The sequence below is a fragment of the Hyalangium ruber genome (genome assembly GCF_034259325.1).
Taxonomy (GTDB): Bacteria; Myxococcota; Myxococcia; order Myxococcales; family Myxococcaceae; genus Hyalangium_A; species Hyalangium_A rubrum.
Genome location: NZ_JAXIVS010000014.1, coordinates 222,381 through 247,934, shown reverse-complemented (window position 1 = coordinate 247,934; position 25,554 = coordinate 222,381). Strand labels below are relative to the sequence as shown.

Sequence of the window (25,554 nt, the reverse complement as noted above, 5' to 3'; positions counted from 1 at the left end):
GCGCTCACTCTTCCAGCACGCAGCCCTGACGCGAATCCACGAAGCGGGCGCTGGCCCCCCAGAGCAGCAGCGCCGTGCTGCGCACCACCTTCTTCTCGGTGTCGATGCGGAGGCGTGCCACGGCTGGGCTCGCCTGCACGAAGGCGTGGCAGAAGGCCTCGTCCCGCTCCATGACGAAGAGGCACGAGCACGCGTCCTTGGCCGTGTACGCCGTCACCAACTGGAGGTCATTGTTGTCGTATGGCCGCCGGCCCTTGCTCTCGCACGAGGCCAGCAGCGGCAGCACGGCTCCCAGGATGAGCGCCCGCTTCATGGCGTGCCCTCCACCAGGGCGATGGCCCGCGCGAGGAAGGTGTTCAGCTTGAAGGCCCCTGCCTGGCGGTCATCCGACATGCGCACCACCACCAGGTCCATCGAGGGGATGAGGGTGACCGACTGCCCCCAGTGTCCGCGCATGGCGAAGGCGTCCTCGGGCACGTCTGGCCAGGGCTTCTCCTCCTGGACTCCTGGCACCCGGCGGTTGAGCCAGAACTGCCGGCCCTGCACATCTCCCGGGTCCCACTCGAAGCGCTTGAGCTTCAGCGGCTCGGAGACGGCCACCGACCGGGCCACCCACCCTTCCGGCAACAGGCGCTGGCCTTCCCAGCACCCGTCATTGAGGAAGAGGAACCCCAGCTTCGCCCAGTCGCGCGGCGTGGCGTGCATCAGCGAGGAGCCCACCAGCACGCCCTGCCCGTCCCGCTCGAACACCGCGCTGCGCACTCCCACCGGATCCATCAACAGCTTCCACTCCCACCCCTCGCCCAGCTTCGGCTTCATCGCCGCGCCCACCACCCCCGCGAGCAGCGTGGTGTCTCCCGAGGAGTACTCCCAGCTCGTGCCCGGCGCGTCCCGCAGCGGGTGCGAGGTGATGAAGCCCACCATGTCCCGGCGCCCCTCGCCGTAGAGCATCGCCAGCACCGAGGAGCCCTGCAGCGGCCCGTTCTCGTAGGCCTCCTTCCAGTCCAGCCCCGAGGCGAACTCCAGCAGGTGGTGAACCTGGATGGCGCACGCGGCCTCGTTCGTCGCCTTCACGTACTTGCAGATGGAGTCGTCCACCGTCAGCGCCCCGTGCGCCACCGCCAGCCCCGTGAGCGCGTTGGTGACGCTCTTGGACATGGACCAGCCCAGGTGACGGCGACTGGCGTCGAAGCCTCGCGCGTAGCGCTCGTACACCACGCGCCCCTTATGAATGATGAGCACCCCGTCTGTGCGGATGCCCTTGCGCTCCGCGTCGGCTCCCGTGAGCGTGAAGGCGTACTCCTCGAAGGCCTTCAGCGCCTGCTCACGCCCCGCCGGCAGTTCTCCCTGGGGCCAGTCCCGCGTGGGCCAACTGGCGCGCTCGGGGCAGGTGGCGCTCGCCTGGCCCGGCGCCAGGAGCACCAGTGCGAGCAGCAGGAGGAAGCTCGGCGCGGGGGACATGGGGCTCGCGTTCCGCTTCATGGAGCCCGCCACACCGTTCGGCTCACCACCGCGGGCAGCAGTACGGCCTCCACCAGCGTCAGCAGCATCGCGTCTCCCAGCACGTGTGCCGAGGCTCCCACCAGCACCGCGCCCATCAGCACCAAGAGCTGCACCCCGAGCGCCGCCGCGAGGGGGACTCCCACCCGGGTGCGCCCCGACTCCTGGCGACGGCCCTGCCAGGCCTCCGCGGCCACCACTGCCAGTGGCGGCAGCACCCACACCCCGAGCAGCGCCGACGGCGCCGCCACCAAAGTTTTGGAGGAGAGCGAGCCCACCCAGATGCCCAACCCCAGCGCCAAGGGCACCGTCACCAGCGCCGCGGCCACCCCTACGGCGAACACGGCGCCCACTCGCCGTGAAGGCCGCACCCCTGACTCGAACACCGCACCCCTGAGTGGCTCGTAGTCCGAAGGCCTCGCGCGTTGCGTCTGAGACATGAAGCACCCTCTTACCACCTTCCGGCAGCGGCCCTCTCCGTGTCATTCTTCCCGGGCGTGGGACCGCGCGAAGAGAGGAGCCTCTCTCCCAACGCGCACCACTCGCGGCAGCCGTGGGGGGGTTTGTGACATCAACCGAATCCGCCTTCCCACGCTGGCATCCGCTGGCCCGGCTGGCTCTCTTCGCCGTGCTGTATGCCGCCGCGGTGCGGCTCGGGCGCTTCTTCAGCGCCGAGGTGGATCAGCCCACCTCCGTGTGGCTGCCCAGTGGCGTCCTGCTCGCCTCGCTGCTGCTGTCGCCCCGGCGGCACTGGCCGGCCCTGCTGCTCGCCGCCATCCTCCTGGAGCCGCCCGTCTTCCTGCCCGAGCACCCCTGGAGGCTCTCCAACCTCATCGTCGCCAGCAGCAACGCCCTGGAGTCCCTCATCGGCGCCCTGCTCCTGCGCCGCTTCGCCGGCCCCCAGCCCGAGCCGCACCGGGTGAGAGACTTGCTCGGGCTGCTCGTGCTGTGCGCGCTGCTCAGCCCCGCGCTCAATGCGACACTCTCCCTCACCGCGCTCACCTTCCTGGGTGAATCCTCCTGGGACACCTACGGGTACCACTGGCGGGTGTTCTGGCTGGGGGATGCGATGGGCGTGCTGGTGGTGACGCCGCTCTTGCTCTCCTGGAGGCGCGGCCTCGAGGGCTGGAGCCGATGGCGCGTGGCGGAGCTGGTCGCGCTCCTGGTCGCCCTGAGCGTGGCCACGCATCTCGTCTTCGGCGGCCTGCCAGGTCCCACCGGCAGCGTCTTCCACCCGCTGGGCTACCTCGCCTTCCCGTTCATCTTCTGGGCCGCCGTGCGCTTCGAGGCCCGAGGCGCCAGCGCGGCCACCATGCTGCTCTCGCTCATCGCCATCTGGCACACCTCCCAGGGTTGGGGCCCCTTCGCCACGCTCGCCGCGGTCGCCTCCTCGCACTACCTGGCCTTCCTCCAGTCCTTCCTCGGCACCGCCAGCCTCTCGGGGTTGCTGCTGTCGGCCGCGCTCGGCGAGCGGCGCCGCGCCCAGCTCGAGGTGTGCGCGCTCAACGAGGAGCTGCGCCACTCCCTGGAGGTGCTGGCCAAGACCCAGGCGGAGCTGGTGGAGCGCGAGCGCCTGGCCGCGCTCGGCGAGCTGTCCGCCACCGTGGCCCACGAGGTGCGCAACCCCCTGGCCGTCATCGCCAACTGCGTGTCCGCCCTGCGCCACCTGCTCGGTGGCAAGCCGAACCCCGAGGAGTCCTCGCTGCTCGACATCGTCACCGAGGAGGTCCACCGGTTGGATGAGCTGGTGCATGGGCTGTTGGACTTCGCGCGCCCGGTGAAGCCCCGCCCCCGGCCCGAGCCGCTGGACCTATTGGTGGAGGGTGCCCTGAGCGCGGCGCTCCGGGCTCAGCGCAGCGAGGAGCGGGTGAAGGTGCGGCGAGAGGTGGCCGCCGGGCTCCCCCTGGCGCTGGTGGACACGCAATTGCTCCACGTCGCCCTCACCAACCTCTTCACCAATGCCCTGCAGGCCATGCCCGAGGCAGGCACCCTCACCGTGAAGCTCTCGGCCGAGGTGTACGCGGGCGCCGGGCGCCTCCAGCTCTCCATCTCCGACACGGGCCCGGGCATGCTCCCCGAAGTCCAGGCGCGCATCTTCGAGCCGTTCTTCACCACGCGCGCCACCGGCACCGGACTCGGGCTGCCCATCGTCCGGCGCATCATCGAGAGCCACCAGGGCACCGTGCAGGTACACAGCGCCCGGGACCAGGGCACCACCTTCACCCTGTCCCTGCCCTGCGCCGCACCCTCGCGCCCTCAGCTCGCGGCGGGGTGAACCCGGGCTCAGAAGGGGATGTTGTCGTCGTCCGAGTGCGGAGGCGGCTCGTTGTCGCCCATGCCGCCACTGCCGCCACCGCCGCCGCCGTAGTCCTCTTCACCCCCACCACCGCCGCCGCCACCGCGCTGGCGGGCAATCTCCGCCTCGATGGACGCCAGCAGCGCGCGCTCCTTGTCGTGCCAGCGCGACTTGCTCGGGTCCCCCAGCGAGCGCCTCGCGCCGTTGGCGTAGTACTCCAGGTCCTGCATCGTCGCGCCGCGGATGGGGCCGCCCTTGCTGCGGCCGTAGTTGGGGAACACCTCGCCGCCGCCGCCGCCGCCGCCCCCACCGCCGCTGCTGGCGCTTGCCCCACTCGCGGCCCGACGCGCCGCGGGAGCCGGGGCCGCCTCGGGCGTGCCACCAATGGAGAGCTCTCCCATGCTCAGCGTGAAGCCGTCACCGCTCTTATACGCTGTGCCGACTCGCACCTGCTCCACGCGCCCATCGGGGCGCCGTACCGCCACGGTCACCGGATAGCCTTGCTCGCTCATGCCGCCCGAATCCCATCCCCCGGCAGGTCTGTCAACGGCCGCGCAACCTGCCGTGTTGGCTTGGAACCCCCGCGTCCGCTGCCCGGCCTGACAGGCTCATGAGCCCGGCTACTCCTCCGGAGCCCCGGGCCCCTCGCACGGCACCTCCACCGTGAACGTCGCCCCCGCCCCCGGCTCGCTCTGGGCCACCACCCTGCCGCCCAGCGCCTCGGCGATCTGCTGGCAGAAGTAGAGCCCCAGCCCCAAGCCCCCGTAGTGCCGGTCGCTCACCGCCCGCTCGAAGCGCCCGAAGATGCGCGACAGGTGCTCCGGGGCAATGCCAATACCCTCGTCCCGCACCACCAGGCGCGCCACTCCGCCCTCGGCGACCACCTCCACGCGCACCGGCCGGCCCGCCCCGTACTTCAGCGCGTTGCTCAGCAGGCTCGTCACCACCTGCTCCAGCCGCATCCGGTCCCACCGGCCCTCGACCGGGCCCTCGGCGCGGACCTCCAGTTCGCACTTCGCCCGCTCCGCCTCCTCCCGGAAGCGCGAGGCCACCTCGCGCACCAGCGCCGCCAGGTCCACCCGCTCCAGCTCCAGCGTCAACCGCCCCGTCGTAATCCGTGTCACGTCCAGCAGCCCGTTGACCAGGTCCGACAGCCGCTTCACCTGCCGGCGCGCCGCCTCCACGCTGGCCACCACCCGCTGCTCTTGCAGGGACTCCGGCCGCGAGGCCACCTCGCGCAGCAACCCCTGCAGCCGCAGCGACAGCGGCGTGAGCGGCGTCTTCAGCTCGTGCGAGGCCACCGAGAGGAACTCGTCCCGCACGCGGATGGCCTCCTGCGCCTGGCGGAACAGCTGCGCGTTGTCCACCGCCTGCCCCACCCGCCGCGCCAGGTCCATCGCCAGCGGCACGTCCGCCGCCGTGTAGCGGCGCCGGCTCTCCGCCATGCACAACGTCAGCGCGCCCAGCGTCCGCCCCCAGGCCTTGAGCGGGACGATGATGTAGGAACAGATGGCCAGTTGCCGCAGCAGCTCCAGTTGCCCCGCGTCCCGCGCCACCCGGTCCCGCAGCGCCTCGGGCATCTCGGAGCTCCACACCGGCTCGCCCGTGCGCACCACCCAGCCCACCCCCACCGCATCCGTCTCGCGAATGGGGTAGCGCCGAGCCAACTCCTCCACCAGGGCCGCCTTCGCCGGCTCACGGTGCTCCACCACCACCCGGCGGAGGGGGCCCTCCTCCTCCCGCAGGTCCACCGCGCACCAGTCCGCCAGCCACGGCACCGACAGCTTCACCACCCGCTCCAGCAGCTCCTCCTCTTCCAGCGACGAGGCCATCGCCTCGCCCGCCTTCGCCAGGAACACCGCCGCCTGCTCGCTCCGGCCCCGCTCGGTGACGTCCTGCACCTCCAGCACCGCGCCCACCCGCCTCCCCCCGCGCTCCAGCATTCCCAGCGCGCACCGCACGGGGAAGAAGCTCCCATCCCGGCGCAGGAAGACGTCCGAGTGCTCCTTCAGGGGCTCGCCCCGCTCGAGGGACTGGAGGATGACGCACTCGCAGCGCGGCAGGGCCGTACCATCCTCGCGGCGGGAGTGGAGCACGTCATGCAGCGTCCGCCCCTGGAGCTCCTCCAAGCTCCAGCCCGTCATCCGCTCCGCCGCGGGGTTCATGAAGGAGGCATGGCCCTGCTCATCCACGACGAAGAGGGCCGAGGGGGCCTGCTCGGTGATCAGCCGCATCACCTCGCTCTTCTGGGCCCGCGTCTGCTCCCACTCCCGGCCCCGCACCGCCTCGGCCTGTGTACCCCGAGCGGTGGCCTCCTCGGCGGGTTGCGGCGGCACTGCCTCCGACCGCCAGTGCGCCTGCCCCTGGCGGTGCATCTCCAGCAGCGACTTCACCTTTGCGCGCAGCACCTCCGGCGGGAAGGGCTTCACCATGTAGTCCACCGCCCCGAGCGTGTAGCCGCGCAGCATGTACTGCTCGTCCCGGTGGATGGCGGTGAGGAACAGCAGCGGAATGTGGCGCGTGCGCTCGCGGGCCTTGATCAGCTGGGCCGTCTCGAAGCCATCCAGCCCCGGCATCTGCACATCCAGCAGGATGAGGGAGAAGTCCTCGGACAACAGGCACCGCAGCGCCTCTTCCCCCGAGCCCGCCTTCACCAGCCGCTCGCCGAGGGGGCCGAGCACGGCCTCCAGCGCCACGAGGTTGGCGGGATGGTCATCCACCAGCAGGATGCCGGCTTGGGGTGCGACGTTCTCCTCCAGCACCACGGCCTCCACGCAGTCCCCCGCCCCGCTTCTTGTTACACCAGCGTGGGGCCGCCGGGCCGCCGGGGCGAGGGCCTCGCTCTGGAGTGAACACGCCTGCCCTCTCAGGAAGGAGGCGGGCGGCTTAGTGCAGCGAGACCATGCCCGGAGAGCCCTTCTTGCGCACCCAGGCCTTGGGCTTGGGCGCCTCGCGCGGCTTGGCCGGCTCGGGCGTGCGCTCACGGGCGGCGGCGCGGCCCCGAGGCAGCTTCACCTCGCGCGCGGACTGGGGCGCGGCATCGTCCTTCCAATCCGCCGGGCGGCGGTTGGTGCGCACCAGCAGGCGCAGCTTCTGGTAGTGCGCCGAGCAGTACCCCTTGGAGCGCGCCGGCCGCTTGCAGCCGATCACCGCGCAGGCCTGGGCACCGGTGCTACGGGCGGGACGGCCGCGCTTCTTCGCCGGAGGCGCCGCGACCGGAGCCTTCGCGGCGGGCGCCTTGACCTTGCGCGCGGGAGCCTCGACGGCCTGCGCGTGCTGGAGCGCCACCATCCTGCCTTGCTGCCCGAGCAGGGGCTTGAGCTGGCCCGTGACGCGGCGGATCTCCCCGAGGGACTCCACCCCTCGCTCCAACCGGCCGGTGGACTTCTGGAGCGGGGCGAGCGCGAGCTGCAGCTCACGCTGAATCATCTCTCGGAGGGCTTTCTCGAATGACATACACCGCACATATCACCGCTGCTCGCGGATGTGGTGAGCCCTGCTTCACTCCGAGTCAGAAAAAAGGCCCCGGGGGGAAACCCCCGAGGCCTGGTTTACGTCCAGTCCGCGCGCTTCTACCGAGCGCGGATGACCTTGAACCGACGGTTGCGCCGCCGGGAGCGCGGAACCACCCACGCCACCCACAGCACCAGCACCGCGGGAATGAACAGATGAACCATCGCCAACCCCCCTGTTGAATCCATATCCGCCAGCCCTGACGGGCCCTTTTCTTCGTTCCTGAAATGGCCAGACAAGGCCCTGAGACCCGCCGGACGCATGTGTCCGGGGCCGTGCTTTCTTGCTGACCGAGAAGGCGCTGCCTCGGGAAACCGCTTCAGCGCTCGTTCTGCTGCTGTGACTGACGCTCCTGCGGCGCCGGAGCGGGTGTTGGAGGCACCTGCGGTGTCGCCCACATGCGCACCACCGCCACCGCCACCCACAACACCAGCGCCGCAGGAACGAAGAGATGCCCCATGACTCCCACCCCATGACCCTAAAGAGCGTCGACTCCGACGAAGTAGCCGCCCCGTTCCTGAAACGAACGAGCCCCCCGGCTATTTCGTCGCGAAAGTGTACGCAGCCGGTCTGACATCCCACCCCACGCCTTGGGTTCCATGCGTTTGGTGCGGCGCTCGGGCCGCGCTTGCGGCATGGTGCGCTCCACGCACGGGCCAGACGAGGAACTCCTACCCATGACGACTGACACGCGGGACACGCAGTGCATCAACACCCTCCGCACCCTCGCCATCGATGCGGTGGAGAAGGCCCACTCGGGCCACCCAGGCGCGCCCATGGCGCTGGCGCCCGTGGCGTACCAGTTGTGGCAGCAGGAGCTGCGCTATGACCCCGCGCAGCCCATCTGGCCCAACCGCGACCGGTTCATCCTCTCCAATGGCCACGCCTCCATGCTGCTGTACGGGCTGCTACACCTGGCCGGGGTGAAGCGCGTCACCCGCGACTACCGCGTGGAGGAGGTACCCGCCATTTCGATGGAGGACCTCCAGAAGTTCCGCCAGCTCGACAGCGTCACTCCGGGCCACCCCGAGTACCGGTGGACCAGCGGCGTGGAGACCACCACCGGACCGCTGGGCCAGGGCGTGTCCAACAGCGTGGGTATGGCCATCGCCTCGCGGTGGCTGGCGGGCTACTTCAACCGGCCGGGCTTCACCCTGTTCGACTACGACGTGTGGGCCCTGTGCGGTGACGGAGACTTGATGGAGGGCGTGGCCAGCGAGGCCGCCTCCATCGCCGGGCACCTGCAGCTGCCCAACCTGTGCTGGATCTACGACGCCAACCGCATCTCCATCGATGGCAGCACGGACCTGGCCTTCACCGAGGACGTGGGCCGGCGCTTCGAGGCGTATGGCTGGCGCGTGCTGCGCGTGGCCGACGCGAACAACCTGGAGGAGCTGGGGCAGGCGTACCGCACCTTCAAGGAGCAGCGCGGCAAGCCCACGTTGATCATCGTCACCAGCCGGATTGGCTACGGCGCGCCCAAAAAGGAGGGCACCGCCAGCGCGCACGGCGAGCCGCTGGGGGCCGAGGAGCTCAAGGGCGCCAAGCGGAACTATGGCTGGCCCGAGGATTCGCAGTTCCTGGTGCCCGACGGTGTGCGCGAGCGCTTCCAGGAGCGGATGGGCGCGCGGGGCAAGCAGCTTCGCGAGGCGTGGGAGAAGTCGCTCGCGGAGTATCGCAAGGCACACCCGGCGCTGGCGGATCAGCTCGAGCGCCTGCAGCGGCGCGAGGCTCCGGAGGGCTGGGACGCGGAGCTGCCCAGCTTCCCGGCGGATGCCAAGGGCGTGGCCACGCGCGAGTCGAGCGGCAAGGTGCTCAACGCGCTGGCCAAGCACCACCCGTTCCTGGTGGGTGGCTCGGCGGACCTCAACCCGTCCACCAAGACGTACCTGAGCCTGTCCGGGCCGATGAAGCCGGGGGAGCACTCCGGGCGCAACATCCACTTCGGCGTGCGCGAGCATGCGATGGGCTCCATCGTGAACGGGCTGTCGCTGAGCAAGCTGCGCGGCTACGGCGCCACCTTCCTCATCTTCAGCGACTACGAGCGCCCGGCCATCCGCCTGTCGGCCATCATGGAGGTCCCCTCCATCCACATCTTCACCCATGACTCCATCGGCCTGGGCGAGGACGGGCCCACGCACCAGCCCGTGGAACAGCTCTCGGGTCTGCGCTCGATTCCGGGCCTCATCGTGCTGCGGCCCGCGGACGCCAACGAGGTGACCGAGGCCTGGCGCGTCATCGCTCGGCAGAAGCACCACCCGGTGGCGCTGGTGCTCACGCGCCAGGCGGTGCCCACGCTGGACCGCACCAAGTACGCGCCCGCCTCGGGGTTGGCCAAGGGCGCCTACGTGCTCGCCGACAGCGAGGGGGCTCCGGAGGTCGTCCTCATCGGCACCGGCAGCGAGGTATCCTTGTGCCTCGCCGCTTATGATCAGCTCAAGGCCGAAGGGGTGAAGGCGCGCGTGGTGAGCATGCCCTCGTGGGAGCTGTTCGAGCAGCAGGACGAGGCCTACAAGGACTCGGTGCTTCCTCCTTCCGTGAGCGCTCGCGTGGCGGTGGAGCAGGCCGCCGCGTTCGGCTGGGAGCGCTGGGTGGGTCTGCGCGGCTCCGTCGTGGGAATGCGCACCTTCGGCGCATCCGCTCCGCTCAAGAACCTGCTTCAGAAGTTCGGCTTCACCGTGGACAACGTGGTGAAGGTGGCCAAGGAGACGATCGCCAAGGCACGGAAGTAGGTGACACGGATTGGAAGACGGGCTCACGGATGGGGGACGCAGGTCGCGGGTCCCTCGTCTCGGCGCGGGGCCCCCCGTCAGCGGACGGGTCCTCCCGCGCCGGCCGTCCCGCTCTCCCTGGACTCACGGGCTCCTTTTACTCCGTGGGTCCAAGGCGCTCTTGGGGCGCGCTCTGGCCAAACCTGTCTGGTTGTCAGACAGGTTTCTGAATCGAGGAGGCTACCTTGCGCGTCGCTCTGGGCGCTGACCACGCGGGCTTCGAGTTGAAAGAGCAGCTGCGCGGCGTGGTGGAGGCCTTGGGACACTCGGTGGTCGACAAGGGCACCCATGGCCCCCAGCCCGTCGACTACCCGGACTTCGCCCAGGCGGTTGGCGAGGCTTTGCGGCGGGGAGAGGCCGACCGCGCCCTGCTCATCTGTGGCAGTGGCGTCGGTGCTTCCGTGGCCGTCAACAAGCTCCCGGGTGTTCGCGGCGGCCTGTGTCACGACACCTACTCCGCTCACCAGGGCGTCGAACATGACGACATGAACGTGCTGGTGCTCGGTGCTCGCGTCGTTGGCCCCGCTCTCGCCGAGGAGCTGGTACGGGCATTCCTCTCCGCGCACTTCACGGGCGAGGAGCGCCATGTGCGCCGGTTGTCCAAGGTGGCGGCACTGGAGGCGCGCTTCGCTCCTGGCTCTGGCGGGTGAGCGCTCAGTCCTCTGGGTTGGACGTGCCTTCCACGTCCGTGGCCCCGCCTTGCTTCACCAGCCGCACCGGCTCGTAGCCCGTGCGTCGGGAGATGGCTTCCGCCAGCGCCTCCGCGTGCGTCGTCACCCAGATCTGACTGTTCTTGGCTGCCTCCACGATGAGGCGCGACAGGGGTCCCAGCAGGTCCGGGTGCAGGCTCGTCTCCGGCTCGTTCAAGGCCAGGAATGGCGGCGGCCTCGGGCTCAGCAGCGCTGCCAGCAGGCACAGGTACCGCAACGTCCCGTCCGACAGCTCGCTCGCCGCCATCGGCCGGCTCAAGCCCGGCATGTGTAAGAGCAGGCTGAAACGTCCCTGTGGCGCCTGCACCTCCAGTTCCGAGCCCGGAAACGCATCGTCCAGTGCCTTCGCCAGTCCCCTTCGGTCGCCAATCTCGTGAATGGTTCCCAGCGCCGCCGCCAGGTCTCTTCCGTCGTTCGACAGCGCCACCGTGCGCACTCCTACCTGCGTCTGCCGCGCCGGTGACTCCAGGTCCGTTCGGAACTGGTGGTAGAAGCGCCACGACTTCAACGTCCGCTGTACCTCCGACAGCCGGGGGAAACGGTGCGGCTCGGCGAGCTGATCCAACACCGACTCCGCGCTCCACAGCTGCGTCGGGAACGTCACCCGCTTTCCTTCCGAGTCTCGCAGGAAGGCCGTGCGGTCCTTGCGCTCCATCAACACCCCACGCCGTCCTCCCACCAGCACCCAGAGGTGCTCCTCCTTCACCTCCGGATCCAACACGAACAGGGTCGCTGGCTCCGATGGGTCACTCGGCGCAATGCCGCAGCTCAGCTCGTAGGCCAGCTCGTCATCCAACGTCACTCCCACCGTCAGCCGCACCGGCTTCTTGTGCTCCCTCGGCCCCGCCCACACCACGCTCGGCGTGCCCCCCTCCTCCGCCAGCGTCCTCGCCAGCCGCCCCTCCGCCGCCGCCTGCAACAGGTACAGCGCTCGGTACAGGTTCGTCTTCCCGCTCCCGTTCGGCCCCACCACCACCGTCACCGGATGCACCGGCAACACCAACCTCCGCACCGAGCGGTACCCCGCTATCTCCAGCTTCGTCACCGTCATCGCCCGCCCGAGGCTACACCTTCACCCTCTCGCGTTCCCCTGTGGCTGTGAGCCTCTCGGATCCATCACCCGCCCCAGGAACAACACCGCCCCCGTGGCCTCGTGCCGGATCAGGTACAGGAATGGACGGTTGGCCACCACCACCTGCGGCACTCCGCCCATGTGGTACACCCGCATCACCGCCGCCGCCTCCGTCCCCTCCTCGTCCACCGTGAGGGTCGCGTCGTGCCGGAGCTGGCCCGCGAAGGGCTCTCGCATCGGCGTCATCCCCGACAGGTCCGCCTCGGCCCCGAACAGCGCCGAGAGCCCCAGCCGCTCCGCCAGCTCCGTCACGTTCACGCTCTGCTCGAAGTGGAAGCGCGGCAGCTTCAGCGTGAAGTCCTCCTGCGTTCGCTTCGCCAGGAGCCCCTCGACTCCCTCCGCCGTCAGCAGCCGCTCGATGCGCTCGAAGAAGCCCGCGTCCGGCAGCAGCACCACCATCGATGTCTGTCCGCCTCGGTAGGGCAGCTCGATGAGCTGGTACCTCGACCCTCTCGCGTAGCCGAAGCGGCCCTCCCGGCTCATCATCGGCACGTCCACCTCCCTCCCATCCAGCAGGTGGAATGGCGCCTCCCGCGTGCCCTCGTAGAAGGGCTGCGCCCAGCGCGAACGGAAGTACACCGCGTTCGCCATCACGTACCGCGTCGCCTCCGACAGCTCTTCTGGTGAGAAGAGGTTCGTAACGCGGCCCCGCGTCTGCTCCCGCGCCCAGGTGTTGATGCGCTCACTCGCCTGCGTCGGTGCTCCCGCGAAGTCCACCCGCTGCGTCGTCACTCCGAACTGCTCCGCCAGCTCCGACAGGTACTCCGCTCGAAACGCGTAGCCCTCCTGCCCCCAGAAGCCGTTCGCCGACACCAGCGCCGCCCCCTCGTCCCCCTCCTTTATATGCGGGACCGCATCTTGGGCTGTAGGGAGGTGTAGTTTCGCGCTCAGGAACTGCAGGGCCTGGGAGATCCTCTCCGGCTCCGTGGGCCAGCGCAGCGCCCTTCGCAGCGCCTCCTCCGTGCCGCCTCGCGCTCCGCGCATCACCATGGCCAACAGCGTGAAGAGAGACAGGGGCGAGAAGACACGGTTGCCCTCGCCTTCTCTCAGCACGGCGTAGAGCGCGAAGGTGAACCGCTGGAGGGATTGGGCTGCCTGCGCCGTGGGCGCTTCCGCGCTCGGGACTTCTTCGGTTCGTGCGCCCCGGTGCTTGCCGAGCACCGCCTCCGCCGCCTCTCGCACTTGCGGCTCCGGGTCTTCCCGCCGCGCCTCCGCGCGTTGCCATGTCTGCGCGTCCACGTCGGTGAAGTCCGCCAGCGCCCAGAGTGCCGCCTCCCGCACCCGCGCATCCTCGTCCTCCAATCCCGACGCCAGCTCCGCCCGCCGTGCCTCGTCGAGCCGCCCTCCGCTCAACGGGCCCAGCACTGTGAGCACCGCCGCGCGCGACCGGGGGCCGAGCCGTTGCCGCCGCCCCGTGAGCTTGTCCACCAGCGACTCTGCCCGGCGCCCCAGCGTCCTCAACTCCGTGATGGCGTGCTCCTGCTCCTCCTCGTTCGCCGAGGAGAGCTGCCCCCCCAGCCATGCCAGGCCTCCCTCCGTGGGCCGGCCCAACATCCGTAGCGCCTCGGTGGCCGCGTGTCGGAGCGTGGCGTCCTCCCCGCGCGTGAAGGCTTCCAGGCGCTCCAGGCTCTCGGGTCGATCTCCCATCACGCGCCACAGGTGCGTCCGCGCCTGCGTGCGGACTCGCGCATCTTCGTGCTCCAGCGCATTCACCAGCAGCCGCAGCGAGGCGTCCCGCTCGGGCTTCACCCGCGACAACACCGCCAGCATCCGCGCCTTGCTCCAGCCCTCGGCGCCAGGGAGGACTTCACAGAGGAGCGCCTCCAGCTCCTCCCTCGCCGTGCCGATGCGCTCCAGGGCCTCGGCATCCGCGGGCTGGCGCTCGACCGCGCCCGTCCGGAGGCTCGCGAGCAGCACCGGCACCGCTTCCTCCGCCAGCGGTCCCAGCACCCCGAGCGCCTCCACCGCCTGGAGCTTCAACGGCGGCTCCGTCCCCCATCCCGTCACCTCGTCCCCGCGCGCTCGAAAGTGGTCATCGGGCTGCTTCAGCAGGCGCACCAGCACTGGCACCACGGCCCGCGCTCCCTGCCGCGCCAACGCGAGCGCCACCGCTCCGCGCACGAACTCATCCACCGCGGGGTCTTCCAACGCCGCCAGCAACCGCGGCACCACCGCCTCCGTGGCCGCGCCCCGCCTGGACAGGGACATCGCCGCCCGCTCCGCCACGCTGAGGTCCTTGTCCCTCAACGCATGGACCAGTGCCTCCGCCACCTCGGGATGCAGGGGCGCCAGCGCCTCGAGCACCCCCGCGACGACCTCTCGCACCAGGTCGTCCGGGTCCGCCCTCAACAGCTCCAGCAGCACGGGCACCGCTTCCGCTCGCGGCCCGAACCGCGCCAGGCGCTCGAGCGCGCTGATCCGCAGATCCTGATCCCGGCCCTCCCGCGCCGCCTCCAGCGTCACCGCCCACGCCTCTGGCGCCTCCGCTTCCACTCCGAGCCGCTCCGCCGCGAGGTAGCGCACCGCCGCCACCGAGTCCCGAAGCAGCCGCAGCAGCCTCGGTCGCAGCGCCTCGCGCACCTGAGGGGTCACCAGCTCCAGCGCTGCCTCGCGCTCCTCGGCCCGCTCCGAGTCCAGGTGCTCACCGAGCGCCTCGGGCCCCAGCTCCGCCTCTCTCAGCGCGCCCACACAGGCCTCGCGCAGTCTCGCGTCCGCATCCCCCAGTCCGCGCCTCAGCTTCGGAATGGCCTCGGGCATGCGGCTCGCATCGACCAGCCGCGCGCCCACCCACCGCACCTCCACCTCGGGGCTGTCGAGCAGCGTCTCCAGCCCTCTCGGCAGCTCTCGCTGTGCGGCACGGCGTGGGTTCCACGCGAGCACCCGGCCCAGCACCTCCAGCGCCGAGGTCCGCTCAGACCCCGGCCCCTCCATCACGGCGCCCACCAGCACCGCCAGGCCTTCGCCGCTCGCGCGCAGCCGGTTCTCGTCCCAGGTGAGCACCTCCTTCAGTTCAGGAGGCATACGCATCGTCCGGGCAGGGCTTTGGACTCATGCGTCAAAGCCTGACGCTCCGGCTGCTCCCCGATCAAGCGGAGTTACCCGCTCCCGCCTCCGGCCCTTCCAGGAGAGCCCTTCTTCCCCGGTGATAGCGAGCAACCGGGCACCCCGCCTCCGCCCACCTCTTAGGTCCCGGCAACTCTTCTCGTGACGTGCTAAATCTGCGGGTCACGCCGGGGCGATCGCCCTGGCGTCCTCACCCCGAGCCTACGGTCTTCCATGTCCGAGCGTGGTGTCGCAGAAGAGATGGCCCAGGCCCTCGCGACGGTGCGCGATGGCTTCCGCTCCAGTGCCCCCGAGCGGCTTGCCCAGCTACGCCGCAACGCCGACGCCTGGAAGGCTCATACCCCCGGCGCCGCCACCCTGTTCGCCCAGAGCGTCCACAGCCTGCGCGGCACCGCCGGCACCCTCGGCTTCACCGAGGTGGTACGCGTCGCCTCCGAGCTGGAGAAGCTCGCCGAGGGCGACTCGCCCCCCTTCTCCCCGCGCGTCCTCGTGCTGCTCCAGGCGCTGCTGGATGCCTTCTCCCAGCCCCCGAGCACCCTGTCCGTCGTGCCCCACCGGCCCCGCGTGCTGATACGCCTGTCGGATGCCCACTTCGCCGCCGAGCTCATCCGCAACCTGGACTCCTTCGGCATGGACGGCGTCCACGCCGGCTCGGACGAGGAGGCCGTCCGCCTGCTCACCGCCGACCGGCCCGTGGAGCGCGTGGTGGTCGGCCCCGCCGTCTCCCCCGCGCTGCGCTCGGCCCTGCGCTCCACCGGCTCGCCGCCGCTGCTCGTCCAGCTGCTGTCCGCCTCCGAGGCCCGCAACGGCCCTCGGGAGGGCACCGACGCCGTGCTCTCGCTGGGCACCCCCGCCCCGGCGCTCGCCCGCGAGCTGGCCTCGCTCCAGCGCACCAGCCCCACGCGCTTCCGCGTGCTCGCCGTGGATGATGACGCCGCCGTGCTCGCCGCCGCCCGCGCCGTGCTGGAGGCCGCGGGCCTCGAGGTGGTGACGCTCTCCGACGCGCGCAACCTCTTCTCCAGCCTGCAGCGCCACCACCCGGACCTGCTCCTGCTGGATGTGGCCATGCCCGCGCTGGATGGGTTCGACCTGCTGTCCCAGCTTCGCAGCGAGCCGGCCTGGCGCAACCTCACCGTCGTCTTCCACACCTCCCGCGATGCCACCTCGGAGCGGGTGCGCGCCTTCCAGCTCGGCGTGGACGACTACCTCATCAAGCCCGTGGAGCCCGCCGAGCTGCGCGTGCGCGTGCTGGCCCACCTGCAGCGCCGGGCCCTGCTGCGCGCCGCCGCAGAGAAGGAGGCGACCACGGGCCTGGCCTCCGCGCACGCCCTGCAGCGCACGCTGGCGCGACAGTTGGAGTCGGGCACCGCGCCCGTCGCCGTGGCGCTGCTGCGCTTCCCCAAGCCGGAGGCCCTCACCGAGCACTCCGCGCGGCTGACGCCCCGGCTGCGCCCCAGTGACGTGCTGGCACGCTGGGATGAGCGCACCCTGGCGCTGGTGCGCGCCGGCGAGGATGCTCGCGCGCTGCAGGCGTTCCTCCAGGCGCCTCCGGGCACGGCGGATGCCCTGCTCGGGGTGGCCGACAACCGGGCGCAGCCGAGCATGGGCGCGCAGGCGCTGCTCACCGCCGCCGAGCTGAACCTGGGACGCGGCTCGGATGCCTCCCGGCTCGAGCGCCCCAGCATGCCGCCGCGCACGGAGGGCTCCGCCCTGTCCGGCTCACGGCCCGCCCTCGCGACTCCGTCCAAGACTCCGTCCCACTCCTCGCTGCCGGCCGTCCAGCCGCCGGCGACGCGCCCCGCTCCTACCGCGCGCCCCGAGCCGCACGCTCCGCCGCCGACCCGGCCCTCGGGCAGTGCCCCCACGTTCCCGCCGATCCGCCTGCCTACCGGAGAGACTCCGGCCAGCGTCGCGCCGCGCGTGCCTCCGACTCCGCGCCCGACGGAGCCAGGAGCGGCGGGACAGCCTCGCTCGCACCGCATCCTCGTGGCGGATGACGAGCCCGCGCTGCGCCGGGTGCTCCAGCGCCTGCTGGAGCAGGAGGGCTACGTGGTGGAGACGGCCGAGGACGGCGAGGAGGCGCTGACGCGTCTGCTCAACCCCAACCTCACGCCAGTGGATCTGCTGCTGCTGGATGTGCATATGCCCCGGCGCTCGGGCATCGACGTGCTGCGCGCGCTGCGCGAGGCCTCCTCGCCCGTGAAGGCGCTGGTGCTCTCGGCGCGTGTGCGGGACGCGGATGTGCTGAAGCTGTACGGCGAGGGCGCCGCGGACTTCGTGGCCAAGCCCTTCTCCATCCACACGCTGCTGGCGCGCGTCACCCGCCTGTTGCCGCCCCGCTCCTCCTGAGCCTGGGCTTAGAGGAGCCCCGGATGCGCTGGAGCCTGCTGCTCGCGGGGCTGTTCACCTTCGGCATCCAGGCGTACAGGGTTGATGGAGAAACGGGGAGATTGAGCGCGTCATGGCCCACCTCAGCCCCCAAGATTTGCTGGCGAAGTTCCAAGCCCTCCGTGAGGCGGCCCGTCAGGAGCCGCGAGGCTCCGCTGATCAACTGAAGCTCCACCGGGAGCTGGTGGAGGCCTGCCCCGCCTTCACTCCCAACCTCCTGGAACTGGCCCGCCTGCTGCGCCTCGCGGACGAGCCAGGCGTCGACGTCGAAGAGATGCTGGCCGAGGTCCACCGGCTGCTGGAGCACGCCGTCCAGGTCTCGAATCGAAGCGCCGACTCCCTCATCGAACTCGCCTACTTCCTGGATACCCACCGGGCGTCGCCCGACGAGGCCTGCAAGCTCCTGGAAGAAGGCGCGTCCAAGGCGCTGGAAAGCCTCGAGGATGCGTGGGCAGGGCTCATCCGCCTTCACTCCATGGAAGGACGACTACCTCAAGCCCTGGCACTGAGCGCCCAGGCGGAAAAGGTCTTCCCCGAGTCGGAGCGCATCCAGGCAGCCATCGCCGACGCCCGGCAGTCGGCCCTCGTCGCCGGCCTGATCTCCGATTCCTAAAGAGGGTTACGAGGCCGCGGCCGCCTCCGCGTGCGTCCGTACGACCCGGTGCAACGTGAGGGTGCGCGCCACGTCATCGCGCGTGTAATGCACCTCGAAGCCCGACACCGTGACGGAGTGCGGGCCCAGGCCCTGCTCGTACGGCGTGCCCTCCACCGCCAGCAGATCCATCACCCCCTGGAGCACCAGGAAGTCATCCGCTGTCACACACCCCACCTCGTGCCAGGCATCCGGCGAGAGGTCGATGCGGTAGTACGGAGTCAGACGTGTGCGCGTGCGGGACATGGTGGGCTCTCCGAAGTCGACCCATCGGTTTTGCAAGCCACGCGCCCGGCTGCCCGCTTGGGAAATGGCCCCTTTCGTGGATCACCCGGTCCGCGACTAGAAGAAATTGCAGCCCCGCGCCTGTAAGAAGTTCCTCAGACTTCGATGCGATTGCGCCCGTTCGCCTTGGCTCGATAGAGGCGCGTGTCCGCCTCCTTGAGCAGGGCCTCCACCGTGGCCCCCTCCCGAGGCGCCTCGGAGATGCCGGCGCTGAAGGCGACGTGGAAGCGCTCACCGCGCTCCCCTTCGAACTCCATGCGCGCCAGCTCCACCGCCGTGCGCGCGAGGATGTCGCGCGCGCTCTCGGCCGTCTCGCCCATCAGCGCCACCACGAACTCCTCGCCGCCCCACCGGCCGCGCACGTCCTCCCTGCGGAAGCGCGTGGCCAGCAGCCGCCCCAGCCGCGCCAGCACGCGGTCTCCCGCCAGGTGCCCGTACGTGTCGTTCACCCGCTTGAAGTGATCCACATCCAGGAAGCACAGCGCCAGCGGCCGGTGCTGGCGCTCGGCCTCGGACAGGCGCGTGCGCACGCTGTCCACGAATGGCCGGCGCAGGAGCAAGCCCGTGAGCGCATCCCGCTCGGAGCGCTCGCGCGACAGCCGCACCCGCTCCAGCCGCGAGCGCATGCGCGCCACCAGCTCCTCCTTCAGCACCGGCTTGGCGAGGTAGTCATCCGCGCCCGCCTCCAACGCCGCCACGCGGAACTCCGTCCCCTGGCGCGAGGTGAGCAGGAGGATGGGCAACTGCTGCCACTCGGGCATGGAGCGGGCGATGCGGCACAAGTCGAAGCCGCTCGGCCCCGGCAGCTCCACGTCCAGCAACAACAGGTCCGGCCGGTGCTCGGCCAGCGCCTCCACCAGACGGTAGGGGTCCTCCAGACAGAGCACCTCCACCTGCTGGCCCGACAGCGCCTGGCGCAGCCCGCGCAGGGACTCGGGGTTGTCGTCCACCACCAGCACCCGCGAGCGCTCGGGGCGCCGGGCCGCCACCAGCCGCTCCACCGCTCCGGTGAAGTCCACCGGTGAGAAGGGCCTGGGCAGGTACAGCGAGCCGCCCGCGTGGGCCGCCGCCACCCGGTGCGCGAAGTCGCCGTCCGCGCTGAAGAAGGCCAGCGGCAGCGAGCTCAGCGCCTCCTCGCTCCGAAGCCGCGAAGCCGCCGCGAAGCCGCCCTCCGGCTCGCCCAGGTGAACGTGCAGCAGCGCCCCGTCCAGCCACTGCGCGCGCGTCCGCTCCAGCGCCTCCTCCACCCCCAGGGCCACCACCACGCGCACGCCCTGCGCCTGGCCCATCCGCTCCACCTCGGCCAACCACTCCGCGTCCTCGTCCAGCAGCAGCACCGTGCCCGGCGCGCTCACCGTCGAGGCGGACTCCGCCGCACCGCCCGACTCCGGAGTCCCCGCTGGCTCCTGCGCGGGAGCCGGCGGCGCGACAGCCGAAGCGCCCACCGCGAGCAGCTCACGCAACGCGGCCTCGATGGCGCTCCAGTCCGGAGAGGCGCCCGCGCGCACCGGCTTGAGCTGCGCTTCCACGCGTCCCGCGGCCACGCCCACCGAGGCGAAGCCGAACGAGCCCGCCGAGCCGTGGAGCTTGTGGACACCGTTGTACGCCGCCTCCAGCGCCTCGCGAGAACCGCCCCGCGCCTGCTCCACCTGAGCCTTCACCGTCGCCAGCCTCGGCTCGAGCTGCCGGCCATACTCGGCATTGAGCGCCGCCAGCTCCGCCGCCAGGTCCGCCGGCACCCCCGTGGCAGGAGGCGGCGCGGGCACCGGGAGCAGAGGCTTGGGCATCGCCAGCGCCTGCTCCACCCAGACGAAGAGCTCCTGGACCGTGTACGGCTTCTGAAGAATGCGCGTCACCCGCAGCTGCTTGAGCCGCTGCTCTCGGACCTTCACGTCCTTCCAGAAGCCGGAGGCGAAGAGGATGGGCAATGCGGGCCGCGCCTGGCGCAGCTCCTGGACGAAGTCCATGCCCACCGTCCCGGGCAGCAGCCCGTCCACCACGGCCGCGTCCACCGCCGTGCGCGCCAGCACGCTCCGAGCCTCCTGCACGCTGCGAGCGGACTCCACCTGGTAGCCCCGCTCCCGCAGGTACGCGGGCACCAGCACCTGGAGCTGCCCGTCCTGCTCCAGGAAGAGCACCCTCCCGCCGCTCATGAGGCCACCTTGCGGGGCGCGTTCGCCTCCAGCAGCCCGGTGAGCAGCTCCGCCGCCGCGTCAACGAGCTCGACCTCGGCCCCGGCCTTCTTGGGGAAGTAGCGCGTGATTCCGAGCGTGAGCTGACGCAGCTCCGTGGAGGACAGCTCCCGCACGGTGAAGACGATGAGCGGCGTGCCGCGGAACTTGCTCTGGCGCAACATGTCCACCACCTCGAAGCCATCCAGCCGGGGCAGCATCACATCCAGGACGATGAGGTCCGGAGGCACCTCGCGCGCCAGCTCCACCGCGCGCTCGCCATTCTCCGCCTCGATGCAGGCCATGCCGAGCCGCTCCAGGCGCATGCGCAGGAGCCGCCGCAGATCCGCGTCGTCATCCACCACCAGCACCCGCGCCGGGCCGGGCACGCGCACCGCGTAGCGCAGCGCCCGGAGGAAGTGCGTCTCATCGAAGGGCCGCCCCACCCACTCCACCCGGGTCGTGTCGCCCCCGTCCGACGCAGAGGTGCGCTCGGCCATCATCACCACCGGCAGCTCGCGGGTGCGCGGCTCCTGCCGCAGCCTGCGCACCAACTCCAGCCCCTCCCCATCCGGCAGCCGAGGCTCCAACACCAGCGCGTCCGGCGCGCCCGCCTCGATGAGCTTCTCCGCCTCGGAGAGCGAAGAGGCGCTCAGCTTGCGATAGCCCTCGCTGGTCAGCAGCCCGCGCAGCAGCGAGGACACCTCCGCGTCCGCCGTCACCACCAGGACGTTATAGCGAGACTCATCGCGAGCCATGGACAGCGAGCCCGAGTCCCCCTTCATCACCGGAAGCGAAAAGGAGAACGTGGCGCCCGCGCCCTGCTCACCGTGTACCTCGATTCGGCCGCCGTGCTGCTCGAGGATGGCCTGGGAGATGGCCAGCCCCAGCCCCGTGCCACCCTTGGAGCGCGTGTCCGAGCTGTCGAGCTGCTGGAACTTGCCGAACAGCCGCCCGCGCTTCTCCGGCGGAACCCCGGGGCCTTGGTCGACCACGTCGAAGCGCGTCAGCCCACCCGCCTCCCGCGAGGCCCGCACCGTCACCACGCCCTGCGCGGGAGAGAACTTGATGGCGTTGGAGACCAGGTTGGTGAGCACCTGGATGAGCCGGTCCCTATCGGCGCGCACCAGGCCCGCGCCGACGGCCTCCGAGCGAAGCGCCACCTTGGCCGCGTCCGCCATGGCGCGCACGCCGCCGAAGGTACTCTCCACCACCTCGGCCACCTCCACCGGCTGCAGGCGCAGCTCCAGCTTGCCCGCCTCCATCTTCTCCAGGTCGAGGATGTCGTTGATCAGCCGAATGAGGCGCTCGGTGTTGGTGCGGGCGATGCGCACCATGTCCAGCACGGGAGCGGGCAGCACCCCCATGATGCCGCCCTCCAGCAGGCCCAGCGAGCCGCGAATAGAGGTGAGCGGAGTGCGCAGCTCGTGGCTCACCGTGGAGACGAACTCGCTCTTCATCCGCTCGACCACCTTGCGCTCGGTGATGTCGCGCACATAGGCGGTGAAGCGGGGAGGGCCCTCGGCCGCCACGCGGATCAGGGTGAACTCCGAGGGGAACACATCCCCATCGGCGCGCACACCGGACAGCTCCAGGCGCGTGGCCAGGCCCGGCTCGGCGTCCGCCCGCAGCGCGCGCCGCACCCGCTGCTGCTGCTCGGGAGTGACAGAGGCTGCCAGCCCCAGCGACAGGAAGTCACGCCCCAGAGCCTGGGCCCGGGGCAGCCGGAAGATGCGCTCAGCGGCCGGGTTGAACTCGAGGATGCGGCTGGCCTCGTCCAGGGCGATGATGCCATCCAGCGAGCCCTCGAGAATGGCCGCCTTGCGCGCCTCGCTGTCACGCAGCTCCGCGTTGGCCGAAGAGAGGGCCTCGGTGCGCTCCCCCACGCGAAGCTCCAGCTCCGCGTTGAGCGTGTTGAGCGCGGCGCCCGCCCGCTCCAGCCGCACCAGCATCACCACCAGGTACGCCCCCAGCAGCAGCGCCACGACGAAGAAGACGATGCGCATGCGCTCGGCCTCCGCCAGGCTCGCGGCGTACAGCTCCAGGTAGGTGGAGAGCACGTGCTCGGCGCTCAGGCTCAAGGAGGAGTCCAGCAGCTGGCTCACCCCCTCCTTCAGCTCCCGCGCGCGGGCCTGGCCCAACAGCGCCTCGGCCTCGGCGAGCGAGCGCGTGTATTCATCGAGCAGCCCGCTCAGCCGGCGCCGGCCCGCCTCGTCCAGGAAGGTGGGGAAGGCATGCAGCCCATCGGCGCGCGAGCGCAGCGCGGCGAACTCATCCTCCGGAGTACCCTCATGCCCCGGCAGCTCCAGCCGGGCGCGCAGCAGGTCCTTCTCCAGCTCGAGGCTGCGCACCTGGAGCTGGGTGAGCTGCACGCGGTACGCGTCATGCGTGGACAGCCGGCCCTGGCGGTCCAGCGCGAACAGGGCGCACAGCAGCACGAGCGCCACCGCCGCCAGCCCCACCGCGGGCTTGGAGAGCCACGTCCCACCGCCCGGGGGCGTCATCTGCGTCGGGTTCGCCATGGCGCTTCGGCTCAGGAGGAGGGCAGCAGCTTCTTGATCTCCGCGGGCAGCGTCATCGGATCGAACGGCTTGCCGATGACCCCCACGGCGCCCAGCTCCAGGTAGCGCGCCACCTCCTGCTTCTGGATCTTCGCCGTCATGAAGATGATGGGCGTGCGCGCGGTGGCCTCCTGGGCGCGCAGCTGTCCGAACGTGGTGGGCCCGTCCATGCCGGGCATCATCACATCCAAGAGGATGAGGTCCGGGCGCTCGGCGGCGGCCTTGCTCACGGCCTCCGCGCCGGAGGAGGCGAGCACCGTCTGCCAGCCTCCCACGCGGCTGAGGCTCAGGTGGCCCACGGTGCGGATGTCGTCCTCGTCATCCACGAGCAACACCTTGTGAATCGTCATGGAGTACCTCGAGAGGGAAGAGCGTGCCTCATGGCGTGGAGGCCCCCGGCCGCAGCAGGCGGAGCACGGCGGCGCGCAGCTCCGCGTTGGAGGCGCGCGACTTCACCAGAGCGGCGGACACCTGCTGAGCCACCTCGGGCGCGGCCTCACGCACGGAGAACAGGAGCACGGGAGCGGCCTGGAGCAGCGGCTGCAACGGCAGCGTGCCTTCGGGCAGCACGGGCTCGGCGATGACGAGCGGGAAGGAGCCCGAGCGCAGCGCGGCCTCGGCCTCGACCTGGCTGGAGGCGGCCACCACCTCCGCCACGCCTCGCAGCACATCGGCCACCACGCGCCGGTTGTCCGCGTCCGCCTCCACGTGCAGCACGCGAGGGCGCACGGCCTCGGGCAGCTCCACCGCCTCCGCGGGCCGTGACTCGGAGGGCTTCTCGGAGGGCGCCTCGCGCCACTCGGGCAGCTCCGCCCAGAAGGTGGTGCCCACCCCTTGCTGGGAGGTGAAGTCCAGCGCGCCGCCCATGCGCTCCATGAGGGCCAGGGCGATGGAGAGCCCCAGCCCCGTACCGCCCTTGCGCCGCGAGTCCGAGCCATCCGCCTGGGCGAACTTCTGGAACATGCGCGCGCGGAAGGCCTCGGGGATGCCCGGCCCCTGGTCCTCCACGCCTACCCGCAGGCGCTCACCGCGCCGCGCCAGCCGCAGCACCACCGCGCCCCCCGCCGGAGAGAACTTGAGCGCGTTGGACAGGAGATTCGCCAGCACCTGGAGGAAGCGATCCTCGTCCACCAGGGCCAGCGCGCCGGGCGCCTCCACCGCCACTTCCACCCGCACGTGGCGCTCCTGCCCGTAGCCCTCGTGGGCCCGAGCCGCCTGCGCCACCAGCGCGCCCAGCTCCAGCGGCCGAAGCTGGAAGTCCAGCTTGCCCGACTCCATCTTCTCCAAGTCCAGGATGTCGTTGATCAGCCGGATGAGCCGCTCACTGTTCTTGTGGGCGATGTCGATCATGTCCGCCGCGGTGGAGGGCAGCGGCCCGGCCACTCCGCCCGACAGCAGCCCCAGCGCCCCGCGGATGGAGGTGAGCGGGGTGCGCAGCTCATGGCTCACCGTGGAGACGAACTCGTTCTTCATCTGCTCCACGTGCTGGCGCTCGGCCTCCAGGCGCTTCTGCTCGGTGACGTCGCGCGCCACGCCATAGAGGATGCCCTCCTCGGGCTGGGCCACGGCGCTCCACTGCAGCCAGCGCCACTCCCCCGCCCTGCCTCGGCAGCGGTGCTCGAAGCGGGGCATGGGCCCACCCTGCGTCCCCTGGCCGAGCCACGCGGCCAGCGCGGGCCGATCCTCCTCGTGGATCAGCTCGCGCAGGGGCATGTCGTTCAGCGCCTCCTCGCCGTAGCCCAGCGTGCGAGGCCAGGCGCGGCTCACCTGCCGGAAGCGCCCCTCCAGCCCGAGGATGCAGAGCATGTCCACGGACAGCTCGAAGAAGCGCTCCTTCTGCGCCATCGCGGCGCGCGCCTCCTGGACGGTGAGGGCGTTGAACTCCAGCTCCACCCAGGCGGCCATGTCCACCAGCAGCTTGCACTGCTCCTCGGAGAAGTCGCGCACCTTGGAGTCCAGCAGGCACAGCGTGCCCACGGCGCTGCCGTCCGGAGCGCGCACCGGGTGGCCCGCGTAGAAGCGCACGTGCGGAGCGCCGGTGACGAATGGGTTGTCGAAGAAGCGCGGATCCTTCAGCGCATCCAGCACCACGAAGGTGTCGGGCGTGAGGATGGCATGGCCGCAGAAGGACACGCTGCGGGAGGTGGAGTCCGCGCCGTCCAGGCCGACGCGCGCCTTGAACCACTGGCGCTCACCGTCCACCAGCGACACGAGCGCCATGGGGACGCGGAACACCTGGGCCGCGGTGCGGACAATGCGGTCGAAGCGCAGCTCGGCAGGGGTATCCAGCAGGCACAACCGATGGAGGGCCTGGAGGCGCCGGGGCTCATCGGGCGGCAGGGGAGGAGGAATCATGTGGAGGGAGAGGCTCTCCGTCCTAGCGTAGCCGTTCCTCCTCCGCCTTGGGGGCCCCTGTGCCGCGCTGGTGCGAGAGGTAGGCGAACAGGCGAGCCGCCCTCCGTACACTCCGGAAGACATTGTTCGGAAGAAGCAAGCCGAAGCAAAAGAGCCC

At 71.0% G+C, this 25,554-nt stretch carries 19 protein-coding genes; 5 read left to right on the top strand and 14 right to left on the bottom strand.

The features are described 5' to 3' along the window. Positions 1-4: 4 nt before the first annotated feature. The 3 genes from SYV04_RS33705 to SYV04_RS33695 are packed head-to-tail and all read right to left on the bottom strand — an operon-like array spanning position 5 to position 1,940. Complete coding sequence (locus SYV04_RS33705) at positions 5-313, bottom strand: hypothetical protein (RefSeq protein WP_321550104.1); 309 nt, start codon at positions 311-313, stop codon at positions 5-7. Beyond that, positions 310-1,482, bottom strand: a complete 1,173-nt coding sequence (locus SYV04_RS33700; protein ID WP_321550103.1) for a serine hydrolase domain-containing protein — start codon at positions 1,480-1,482, stop codon at positions 310-312. Before SYV04_RS33700 ends, SYV04_RS33705 begins: the two co-directional genes overlap by 4 nt. Then, a complete protein-coding gene (locus tag SYV04_RS33695) occupies positions 1,479-1,940 on the bottom strand; it encodes a hypothetical protein (RefSeq protein ID WP_321550102.1) in 462 nt (153 codons plus the stop codon). Before SYV04_RS33695 ends, SYV04_RS33700 begins: the two co-directional genes overlap by 4 nt. 125 nt (positions 1,941-2,065) lie before the next feature. Here SYV04_RS33695 and SYV04_RS33690 point away from each other — a divergent pair, with 125 nt between their 5' ends. Beyond that, positions 2,066-3,775 (top strand): MASE1 domain-containing protein, encoded by a 1,710-nt coding sequence (locus SYV04_RS33690; RefSeq protein ID WP_321550101.1) that lies wholly within the window; start codon positions 2,066-2,068, stop codon positions 3,773-3,775. Positions 3,776-3,783: 8 nt separating this feature from the next. Here SYV04_RS33690 and SYV04_RS33685 read toward each other — a convergent pair whose 3' ends face one another. From SYV04_RS33685 to SYV04_RS33670, 4 genes are all read right to left on the bottom strand, one after another. Beyond that, positions 3,784-4,308, bottom strand: coding sequence for a hypothetical protein (locus SYV04_RS33685; RefSeq protein WP_321550100.1), 525 nt, complete (start codon positions 4,306-4,308; stop codon positions 3,784-3,786). Positions 4,309-4,416: 108 nt separating this feature from the next. Further along, on the bottom strand, positions 4,417-6,558 hold the full coding sequence (locus SYV04_RS33680; protein WP_321550099.1) for a hybrid sensor histidine kinase/response regulator: 2,142 nt from the start codon (positions 6,556-6,558) through the stop codon (positions 4,417-4,419). 124 nt (positions 6,559-6,682) lie between these two features. After that, positions 6,683-7,225: a cell wall protein gene (locus SYV04_RS33675; protein ID WP_321550098.1), complete on the bottom strand. Its 543-nt coding sequence runs from the start codon at positions 7,223-7,225 to the stop codon at positions 6,683-6,685. A gap of 403 nt (positions 7,226-7,628) precedes the next feature. After that, on the bottom strand, positions 7,629-7,769 hold the full coding sequence (locus SYV04_RS33670; protein ID WP_321550097.1) for a hypothetical protein: 141 nt from the start codon (positions 7,767-7,769) through the stop codon (positions 7,629-7,631). Between the two features lie 217 nt (positions 7,770-7,986). Here SYV04_RS33670 and tkt point away from each other — a divergent pair, with 217 nt between their 5' ends. Then, on the top strand, positions 7,987-10,041 hold the full coding sequence (gene tkt / locus SYV04_RS33665; protein WP_321550096.1) for a transketolase: 2,055 nt from the start codon (positions 7,987-7,989) through the stop codon (positions 10,039-10,041). 224 nt (positions 10,042-10,265) lie between these two features. Then, positions 10,266-10,730 (top strand): ribose 5-phosphate isomerase B, encoded by a 465-nt coding sequence (rpiB, locus tag SYV04_RS33660; protein WP_321550095.1) that lies wholly within the window; start codon positions 10,266-10,268, stop codon positions 10,728-10,730. Positions 10,731-10,734: 4 nt separating this feature from the next. Here rpiB and SYV04_RS33655 read toward each other — a convergent pair whose 3' ends face one another. Together SYV04_RS33655 and SYV04_RS33650 are read right to left on the bottom strand one after the other, a co-directional pair. After that, the gene (locus SYV04_RS33655; RefSeq protein WP_321550094.1) at positions 10,735-11,841 is read right to left on the bottom strand and encodes an AAA family ATPase; all 1,107 of its coding nucleotides are present in this window, start codon (positions 11,839-11,841) and stop codon (positions 10,735-10,737) included. A 21-nt stretch (positions 11,842-11,862) separates the two neighbouring features. Next, positions 11,863-14,943, bottom strand: a complete 3,081-nt coding sequence (locus SYV04_RS33650) for a serpin family protein (protein WP_321550093.1) — start codon at positions 14,941-14,943, stop codon at positions 11,863-11,865. A gap of 282 nt (positions 14,944-15,225) precedes the next feature. Here SYV04_RS33650 and SYV04_RS33645 point away from each other — a divergent pair, with 282 nt between their 5' ends. After that, on the top strand, positions 15,226-17,334 hold the full coding sequence (locus SYV04_RS33645) for a response regulator (RefSeq protein WP_321550092.1): 2,109 nt from the start codon (positions 15,226-15,228) through the stop codon (positions 17,332-17,334). Positions 17,335-17,446: 112 nt separating this feature from the next. Next, entirely contained in the window at positions 17,447-17,986 is a 540-nt protein-coding gene (locus tag SYV04_RS33640; protein WP_321550091.1) for a hypothetical protein, read from the top strand. 6 nt (positions 17,987-17,992) lie between these two features. On the opposite strand, the gene SYV04_RS33635 is transcribed toward SYV04_RS33640, so the two are convergent. From SYV04_RS33635 to SYV04_RS33615, 5 genes are all read right to left on the bottom strand, one after another. Further along, positions 17,993-18,271 carry a hypothetical protein gene (locus SYV04_RS33635; protein ID WP_321550090.1) on the bottom strand — a complete coding sequence of 93 codons (279 nt, stop codon included), beginning with the start codon at positions 18,269-18,271 and terminating at the stop codon, positions 17,993-17,995. Between the two features lie 134 nt (positions 18,272-18,405). After that, a complete protein-coding gene (locus SYV04_RS33630; protein WP_321550089.1) occupies positions 18,406-20,463 on the bottom strand; it encodes a response regulator in 2,058 nt (685 codons plus the stop codon). After that, entirely contained in the window at positions 20,460-23,003 is a 2,544-nt protein-coding gene (locus tag SYV04_RS33625) for a response regulator (RefSeq protein ID WP_321550088.1), read from the bottom strand. The genes SYV04_RS33630 and SYV04_RS33625 overlap by 4 nt, the downstream gene beginning before the upstream one ends. Positions 23,004-23,014: 11 nt before the next feature. Beyond that, entirely contained in the window at positions 23,015-23,392 is a 378-nt protein-coding gene (locus SYV04_RS33620; protein WP_321550087.1) for a response regulator, read from the bottom strand. Positions 23,393-23,420: 28 nt separating this feature from the next. Next, positions 23,421-25,397 carry an ATP-binding protein gene (locus SYV04_RS33615; protein ID WP_321550086.1) on the bottom strand — a complete coding sequence of 659 codons (1,977 nt, stop codon included), beginning with the start codon at positions 25,395-25,397 and terminating at the stop codon, positions 23,421-23,423. Between the last annotated feature and the right edge of the window lie 157 nt (positions 25,398-25,554).

Excerpts from the sequence above, each read along its gene's own strand:
- SYV04_RS33700 (WP_321550103.1), bottom strand. The coding sequence starts at position 1,482 with ATGAAGCGGAACGCGAGCCCCATGTCCCCCGCGCCGAGCTTCCTCCTG.
- SYV04_RS33705 (WP_321550104.1), bottom strand. The coding sequence starts at position 313 with ATGAAGCGGGCGCTCATCCTGGGAGCCGTGCTGCCGCTGCTGGCCTCG.
- SYV04_RS33645 (WP_321550092.1), top strand. The coding sequence starts at position 15,226 with ATGGCCCAGGCCCTCGCGACGGTGCGCGATGGCTTCCGCTCCAGTGCC.
- SYV04_RS33615 (WP_321550086.1), bottom strand. The coding sequence starts at position 25,397 with ATGATTCCTCCTCCCCTGCCGCCCGATGAGCCCCGGCGCCTCCAGGCC.
- SYV04_RS33650 (WP_321550093.1), bottom strand. The coding sequence starts at position 14,943 with ATGCCTCCTGAACTGAAGGAGGTGCTCACCTGGGACGAGAACCGGCTG.
- SYV04_RS33695 (WP_321550102.1), bottom strand. The coding sequence starts at position 1,940 with ATGTCTCAGACGCAACGCGCGAGGCCTTCGGACTACGAGCCACTCAGG.
- SYV04_RS33635 (WP_321550090.1), bottom strand. The coding sequence starts at position 18,271 with ATGTCCCGCACGCGCACACGTCTGACTCCGTACTACCGCATCGACCTC.
- SYV04_RS33640 (WP_321550091.1), top strand. The coding sequence starts at position 17,447 with ATGGCCCACCTCAGCCCCCAAGATTTGCTGGCGAAGTTCCAAGCCCTC.
- SYV04_RS33625 (WP_321550088.1), bottom strand. The coding sequence starts at position 23,003 with ATGGCGAACCCGACGCAGATGACGCCCCCGGGCGGTGGGACGTGGCTC.
- SYV04_RS33675 (WP_321550098.1), bottom strand. The coding sequence starts at position 7,225 with ATGATTCAGCGTGAGCTGCAGCTCGCGCTCGCCCCGCTCCAGAAGTCC.
- SYV04_RS33630 (WP_321550089.1), bottom strand. The coding sequence starts at position 20,463 with ATGAGCGGCGGGAGGGTGCTCTTCCTGGAGCAGGACGGGCAGCTCCAG.
- SYV04_RS33670 (WP_321550097.1), bottom strand. The coding sequence starts at position 7,769 with ATGGGGCATCTCTTCGTTCCTGCGGCGCTGGTGTTGTGGGTGGCGGTG.
- SYV04_RS33655 (WP_321550094.1), bottom strand. The coding sequence starts at position 11,841 with ATGACGGTGACGAAGCTGGAGATAGCGGGGTACCGCTCGGTGCGGAGG.
- tkt (WP_321550096.1), top strand. The coding sequence starts at position 7,987 with ATGACGACTGACACGCGGGACACGCAGTGCATCAACACCCTCCGCACC.
- SYV04_RS33620 (WP_321550087.1), bottom strand. The coding sequence starts at position 23,392 with ATGACGATTCACAAGGTGTTGCTCGTGGATGACGAGGACGACATCCGC.
- SYV04_RS33685 (WP_321550100.1), bottom strand. The coding sequence starts at position 4,308 with ATGAGCGAGCAAGGCTATCCGGTGACCGTGGCGGTACGGCGCCCCGAT.